Raw genomic sequence first — 6,849 nt, 5'->3', positions numbered from 1 at the left:
CGGTGGTCAGGGAAGACAAGAAACTGGAGACTGGAGGACGAGGTCTGGCTCAATCCAGAGCGAAATCACGCCATACACCTACAGAATGCAGCTTGAGGTGACGCGACAACTACGTTGACAAACACCGTTGTTGCCTGACACGCCGGCGGCCACCGTCATCGCCGACAAGGCTTACGATGCCCAGGAACGGGTCATCGAAGTCTTGCAGAACGCGGGCAAAGGCGTCGTGATTCCTCCCAAGGCCTGCCGCCAGCAACCCCGTGAATATGACAAGCATTTATACCGGGCGCGTCACCTGATTGAGCAATTCTTCAACAAGCTCAAGCAATATCGCAGCATTGCCACCCGCTATGACAAGACTGCCCGCAATTTCCTCGGCGCCATTCATCTCGCTGCCGCCGTCATCTGGCTCAATTGATGACACGCCCTAGATGCCAATTTTAGAGTTGGCTTACATACCCGTTTGGTATGGCAAGCGTGCCTCGGTTAGTCTTTCAAAAGTTGCAGATGGAATCAGATTGTTATTTGCAAGCAAAGCAGTTACTGTTTCTGTGCTTACCTCAAAGTGTTGGGCTGCATCCTCGATGGCTGTTTCTGAATAATCATCTTCAAGGAAATTCTGGAGATCATGTATTGGACATAAAAACTCTGCAGCGAATGCCCGTTGGTACTTTTGCCTTGAAGTCCTCAAATCTGTTGAAGTCAGCCATTCGTTGTCGAGACGATCACTAGAAAGATAATCACCTATAAAACGGGCGAATTCGAAGCGTTTCGCCACAGGGTGTTTTTTCCTTGGGATAATTCTCAATTCACTTTGGTTCTTTGGTACCCCGACTCCCACCTCTTGGCGTTTGGATGGAACATAGTGCTCGACCTGCGATTCAGTTAAACCCAAAAGGCCATACAAAGTCTTACTATCTAGTTTGCTAGAGGGTTTGCCGATCTCATGCCTTAAGTACTGAGCCATAGATACCCCTCTCTCCCAAGGCCGTTCATTCTCCAAGGATGAATGGTCTTGCGCTCTCAAGGATGCATGGGCAATTTCTGGTCTACAAGTAATTCCCTGTGTTTTCTCAAGATCCTCAATTGCCGTTAAAGGTGTGCCATTTGCCAACTTCCCATAAACTGGCGAGAGTTCTGAAAAGGAAGCTTGCCCCATACGTTTATCTAGACATAGTGCTAGATCCATCAAATTATTCGGGCATTCGTCAGGGTCAAAGCCCATAGCCGCCTCAATACTTCTGTATTTAGCTGACTCCGGATCTGAACGCTCTTGTTGAACGAAATTCCAAAGATGCTTTAGTTCTGTATCTGTCAATTCCAAAGCATCAAGACGGGAAATTACGGAGTCAACAAAATTTGTAGCTTGATTCTGGAAATCATGTAGCAATATCGAAGCCGGTGCATCTAAGCCATTCAAATACTTGACGGATTGCTGAATAACTCCTTTTGAAGGGACTGCAAAGACTTGTATCGTTTCGCGGTCGGATACAAACATTATTTGGGGCCAAACAAAACCATGATTCGCCGCTCCTAATTCGTGGGCCATTCTCCAATCAATAGAAGGACGCACTCCGGATGCAGGTAATGGTTCGAACACAAGTCGCCACCAAGATGACGCAAACCACAATGCAAGCGGATAAGCAGAAGTTAGAACTGAATCACGTACTGTTTGCGACCAGATGTCTTCATTCCGCGTTAGAGCGATATCTCCAACTTTCATAGACAGCATGCCCATTGTTTGCGAAAGTTCCGTTCTATCGCTCGAAGCTGCTAACCAACTTTGATGGATTTGAAAATTAGTCATTTTTGATCCTCCATCGGCGAAGAATTTCATCAGCAAAAGGATCAGAAGCCGGCATGGGATATCCATGGTAGGTGCCTAATTCTGGGTTTTCCAATTGGGCTTCCAATGGGATACCATCAACGGTGACCGACCAAATATTTTGGGGCCACTCTCCCTTGTAACGTTCGCTAAACAGGCCTTTTTCTAATCCCTGCTTCAAGTACCCCAATGCAAGTTTTTTGGAGAAGATTCCCGCACTATCACAAAGAGACTTCGCGGATCTGGGATAACTTGGTGGAGTAAGTCCAAAATCCCCAGGATTTTTCTTATGCTCTGGGTTTCCTCCGTACTGAACTCGCAAAGCAAGTTCTGCAGCCTTTTTTAGGACTACATCGTCAGAATCTTTTAGCTTCCTTTTCGGATTAAAACGGTTTTCGCGTCGCTGCATAATTCAAATATTACAACTATTTCTAAGTTTTCACTCTGGACTAGGTAGTGTAACAGGCACGAACCACCCGTACGCTCGAACTTGCTTCAGGGAAAGCGTCTCGAATTTCAAGTTTCTATTTCACCGAAGCTACGAAGCTTGCAAGCTTGGGATTTTTAGACAATCCGAGGGGGAAGATGGATATAACGTGACCTATTACATAAGACAGGTTCTTGTAGTTTTGAAAATGGAATCTCGCAATCTTTCCGTCGATATCGTTCGGCACCTTATCAGAAATTTGCTTTACCCTATGTGCCTTCAAAGAGTGTCCACATTGCAAATTTATTAATAATTATAACAGTACAATTCCTGCGTTCGTATCCTACGTCGGTAGCAGTGGAATTGCGGTTGTAAGTTTTGTTTCTTCAAGCGCGATGCCGGTTTGAATCAGTAACGATTCGGCTGTATCAATTAGGATGCATAAACACACGCAGTTGATTATGGCGTGTACAGGCATAGCTGCTTGCAGGTCAGCAGCGCGGCTCAAGGGAAAGCAGCGGAGTCATCAAATTGACACCCAATAAAGCCTCAGCCGAGCACATCGGCACGCAAAGCACCTCACTTGTGCAGGAACCCGCCATTAGCAGCCAAACGACAGACTTGCGCATTGGCCGACAGGGAAGCGCAGGGTACTGATAATGAACTGAGTCCTGTACCGGAGGGACGCGTCATCGGCAAAAGCAGTTGCATTTCCATGCCGCGCCTAGGGCTGGCTCTCGAAGCCCAACCAATTCATTATTCTCAATGACGTAGTGGTTGCGCACAGCCGCCAATATGACTTCCGCTCCTAACAATCTTCGACTCCATGATGCTATCCGCGTTGTTGACATTACAAAGACCAAACGCGCATCCGTATCTGGGCCGGCATGGCTACAAAAAGTAACAGCACGTCCACACTGCTCTTATGACCTTAGCCTAATCTCGCGACTAGGCAACCAAGCGGACGAGCCCCACCTACATAAGAAATGTATCGTGTAGCGCTACACAATACAATATGATTGCACCGATTGTTTTGATCCGGCAACATCAACCTGAGACGATAAAATGACCACTAATGACCCTATTCACCCAGGCGTACGCATCAAAGCGGAAGTTTTTCCAGCTAAGATGTCCGTCACGAAAGCCGCTGAACTGATAGGGGTCGGACGTCCAGCTCTTTCCAACCTACTTAACGGAAACGCGTCCCTTTCAACGGACATGGCAACTCGCATTGAGAAGGCTTTCGGCGTTTCCCGCCAGGATTTGCTTGAGATGCAGGCTCAGTATGACGCTTTCAAGGCCAAGCACAAAAGCACACCGGTAAACACGAAGATGTACGTCCCACCGTTTCTCTCGTTCAAGGCCAACGATATTGAGAACTGGGCTGCGCACAACATCGTGGCGCGGAGCAGATTCGCAGTCTTTCTGAGAACCCTTGTCCACTCGACAGGTATTGGACTTACGGAAGTGGACTTCCCAGGAAACGATGATGCAGAGCGCGCTGGCTGGGATGGCAAGGTACAAGCCAGCGATGGAACCCCCTGGATTCCAGCTAACCGCTCTGGGTGGGAGTTCGGCACTAACGAGGATGCTAAAGCCAAGGCTGAGAGTGACTACCAAAAGAGTCTGAAAGCAGTTTCAGCACAAGAGCAAGCGGAGATGGAATTCGTCTTCGTAACCCCTCGTAGATGGCCTGGCAAAAACAATTGGATTAAAGAGAAGAAGTCGCAAGGTGCATGGAAGGATGTCCGAGCCTATGACTCCAGTGACCTTGAGCAGTGGTTAGAACAGTCGCTTCCAGCCCAGGCATGGTTTGCGAACGAAACAAAGGCCCCATCCAATGAGGTGCGGTCTCTCGACAAGTGCTGGGCGGACTGGGCAAACGTTGCAAAACCGCCACTGCCAGGTTCGCTTTTCAGTTCAGCCATCGAAGAAGCAAAGCGTAAGCTTGGCTCCCGTCTTACTAAGCCTTCCGTAGGGCCGATTGTTATCGCGGCAGATTCTACGGACGAGGCGCTGGCTTTCGTCGCCCAGTGTTTAGGCCCTGATGGTGGGGAGGAACTGGCTCCCTTCCGGTACCGGGTCCTTGTGTTTGACAAGGTTGGGGTCTTGCCACGTCTGGCTGAAGGAGCAAAGTCCTTCATTCCAGTGATCCATTCACGTGATGTCGAGGTGGAATTCGCTCCCTATGCCGACCAGATGCACGCTATCGTTGTGTACCCAAGAAACTCTGTCAACGCTGAGCCCGACATCGTTCTTGAGCCGGTCGGTTTCGAAACGTTCGAGTCCGCGCTAAAAAGCGTTGGTAAAAACCGCGACGAAATCAAGAATCTTGCGAACGAATCAGGACGGTCTTTGACTGTACTGCGTCGCCGACTCGCTGTCGTCCAGGCGGTGAGGATGCCGCTTTGGGCAACACAGCAGCACACATCGGAGAACCTCATTGCGTTTATGCTGGTAGGAGCATGGCATGTGCTCAATGAGACGGACAAGGCCGGCCTGTCACTGATGGCCGGTGACCGCAACTTCGAAGAACTGGAAAAGGACTGCCAGCGTCTAGTCCAACTGAACGACTCGCCTGTGTGGTCCATTGGAACGTATCGCGGCGTGGTCTCGAAGATCGACCTGCTTTACGCCATCGCTCGTAACGTCACCCGAGAAGACCTAAAGCGCTACTTCGACGTTGCTCGAATGGTGCTGGGTGAGGATGATCCATCCCTTGATTTGGATGAAGACCAACGCTGGGCCGCCTCCATCCACGGTAAGACGAGGGAATTCTCCTCAGCCTTCCGTCAAGGGATTTCAGAAACGCTCGTGCTCTTAGCCGTTCACGGTGGCAGCCTCTTCAAAGGGCGCCTAGGTATAGATACAGAGATCGAAGCAACCATGGTGGTGCGCGAACTGCTTCCAACACCACTAACCACACGTATCCTCGAGGCCAACGACCGAGACCTTCCGCTCTATGCAGAAGCCGCCCCGTCTGAGTTCCTCTCGATCATTGAGCGTGACTTGAGGACAGAGAGTCCGGCTGTCTTTGGCCTCCTACGCCCTGTCGGGTCTAGCATGTTCGGTAGCCCGAGTCGCACAGGCCTACTGTGGGCAATGGAGGGCTTGGCATGGAATGTGGAAACACTCCCTCGCACCGTATTAATTCTTGCGAGGCTCGCTCAGATTGAGATCAATGACAATTGGGTGAATAAGCCTGAGAACTCTTTGGCAGCCATATTTCGGGCTTGGATGCCTCAAACGGCGGCGAGCAACGAAGAACGGCTAGCGTTGATGAAAACGCTTTTCGCAAAATTTCCGAATGTCGCCTGGAAGCTTTGCGTAGCGCAGTTCGGCAATAATCATCAAATCGGGCATCACAGCCATAAGCCAATGTGGCGGCCTGACGGCTACGGGCACGGCGAACCGTTTCCGACTTGGGGGCCTATCTTAGAGTTCGTAGCCGAAATGGTCAAATTGGCACTGACTCAGCCCGACTACTCAGTCTCCATGCTGTGCGATCTTATCGACCGGCTTCACGACCTCGCGGAGGTAGACCAAGCCCGCGTTTGGGAAATTGTTGAGACTTGGGCAAAGACAGCCTGCGACAGCGACAAGGTAATCTTACGCGAAAAAATCCGCACCTCTACACTGTCCCGACGTGCGGCGTTACGCACCAAGAAGAATGGGAAGCCGCCCCAGCTTACAACCATCGCGAAGGGCATATATGCGGCACTCGAGCCGATAAGCCTGATTGACAAGCACGCATGGCTTTTCAAGAATTCGTGGATTGAGGAATCGGCCGACGAACTCGAAGACATCGAGAACATAGACTTCGCAGCACGTGAGAAGCGCATCCGCGACCAGCGAATTCGTGCTATGCAAGAAATTAACGCGAAGCAAGGCGTTGGCAGCCTGCTCGATTTGGCAATCCATAGCGGGTCACCAGGAGTTATCGGTGCACTCTCCGCTGACCAAGTACTGACTGAAGAGAATCTGCTTGCACTGGTGGAACTTGCTTTCCACAAAATGGCCGAAACCGGTTCCGCTGTCCGTGCATCGGAATGGCTGATACAAGGCATTCTCAGGGCAATACCTGACGACACGGAGCGCGGTGTTTTCATTAAGTCCGCCATTGGCAAAATAGGTCACGAGAACGCGCTCCCCCTTCTGATGCTTGCACCGTTCGGTGAGGCCACTTGGGTATTAGTCAGTTCACTTGGAGAGGCCGCTGAGTCTCTATACTGGAGAGAAATCATACCGGGCTGGCTTCACGAGTCCCCCATGGAATTAGCTAAGGCAATCGATATGCTGATGGACGCGCGGCGACCACGGGCAGCGTTTGCTCTCGCTAAGGACTCTCCCGAAAAGTTGCCGATCCGCACGCTAGTCCAACTGCTCACGGCCATGTCACAGGGAGGTGACGATAAGCCTGGCGAATACATGCTTGAGCACTACTACGTAGAAAAGGCGTTTGAATGTATCGTAAGCGATCAATAAACACGCCCCTCTATATACAGGGGTGACGCTTGAGGATCAGCGGAGATCTGTTGGCATGTTCCAAGGCAGGAGCGCGTCGTAGTCGTCGACGTTATTGGCCTGGGGTAGTTTT

General features: G+C 50.6%; 4 protein-coding genes. 2 read left to right on the top strand and 2 right to left on the bottom strand.

Going from position 1 to position 6,849, the window contains the following annotated elements:
- The first annotated feature begins 127 nt into the window (after positions 1-127).
- Positions 128-418 (top strand): transposase, encoded by a 291-nt coding sequence (locus tag IGW03_RS36915; protein ID WP_194727360.1) that lies wholly within the window; start codon positions 128-130, stop codon positions 416-418.
- Between the two features lie 33 nt (positions 419-451).
- Here IGW03_RS36915 and IGW03_RS36910 read toward each other — a convergent pair whose 3' ends face one another.
- Entirely contained in the window at positions 452-1,807 is a 1,356-nt protein-coding gene (locus IGW03_RS36910; protein ID WP_194727359.1) for an ImmA/IrrE family metallo-endopeptidase, read from the bottom strand.
- Positions 1,800-2,234 carry a hypothetical protein gene (locus tag IGW03_RS36905; RefSeq protein ID WP_194727358.1) on the bottom strand — a complete coding sequence of 145 codons (435 nt, stop codon included), beginning with the start codon at positions 2,232-2,234 and terminating at the stop codon, positions 1,800-1,802. The genes IGW03_RS36910 and IGW03_RS36905 overlap by 8 nt, the downstream gene beginning before the upstream one ends.
- Before the next feature lie 1,083 nt (positions 2,235-3,317).
- Between IGW03_RS36905 and IGW03_RS36900 the strand changes: the two genes are divergently transcribed.
- Positions 3,318-6,737, top strand: a complete 3,420-nt coding sequence (locus IGW03_RS36900; protein ID WP_194727357.1) for a HigA family addiction module antitoxin — start codon at positions 3,318-3,320, stop codon at positions 6,735-6,737.
- Positions 6,738-6,849 lie beyond the last annotated feature (112 nt).

The organism is Noviherbaspirillum malthae (assembly GCF_015352985.1).
GTDB classification, from domain to species: Bacteria; Pseudomonadota; Gammaproteobacteria; order Burkholderiales; family Burkholderiaceae_D; genus Noviherbaspirillum; species Noviherbaspirillum malthae.
Note: the sequence above shows the minus strand (reverse complement) of the source record. Positions and strands in the feature narration are given on the sequence as shown.

What these genes read in the sequence shown, in the direction of transcription:
- IGW03_RS36910 (WP_194727359.1), bottom strand. Translation starts at nt 1,807, where the DNA reads ATGACTAATTTTCAAATCCATCAAAGTTGGTTAGCAGCTTCGAGCGAT.
- IGW03_RS36905 (WP_194727358.1), bottom strand. Translation starts at nt 2,234, where the DNA reads ATGCAGCGACGCGAAAACCGTTTTAATCCGAAAAGGAAGCTAAAAGAT.
- IGW03_RS36900 (WP_194727357.1), top strand. Translation starts at nt 3,318, where the DNA reads ATGACCACTAATGACCCTATTCACCCAGGCGTACGCATCAAAGCGGAA.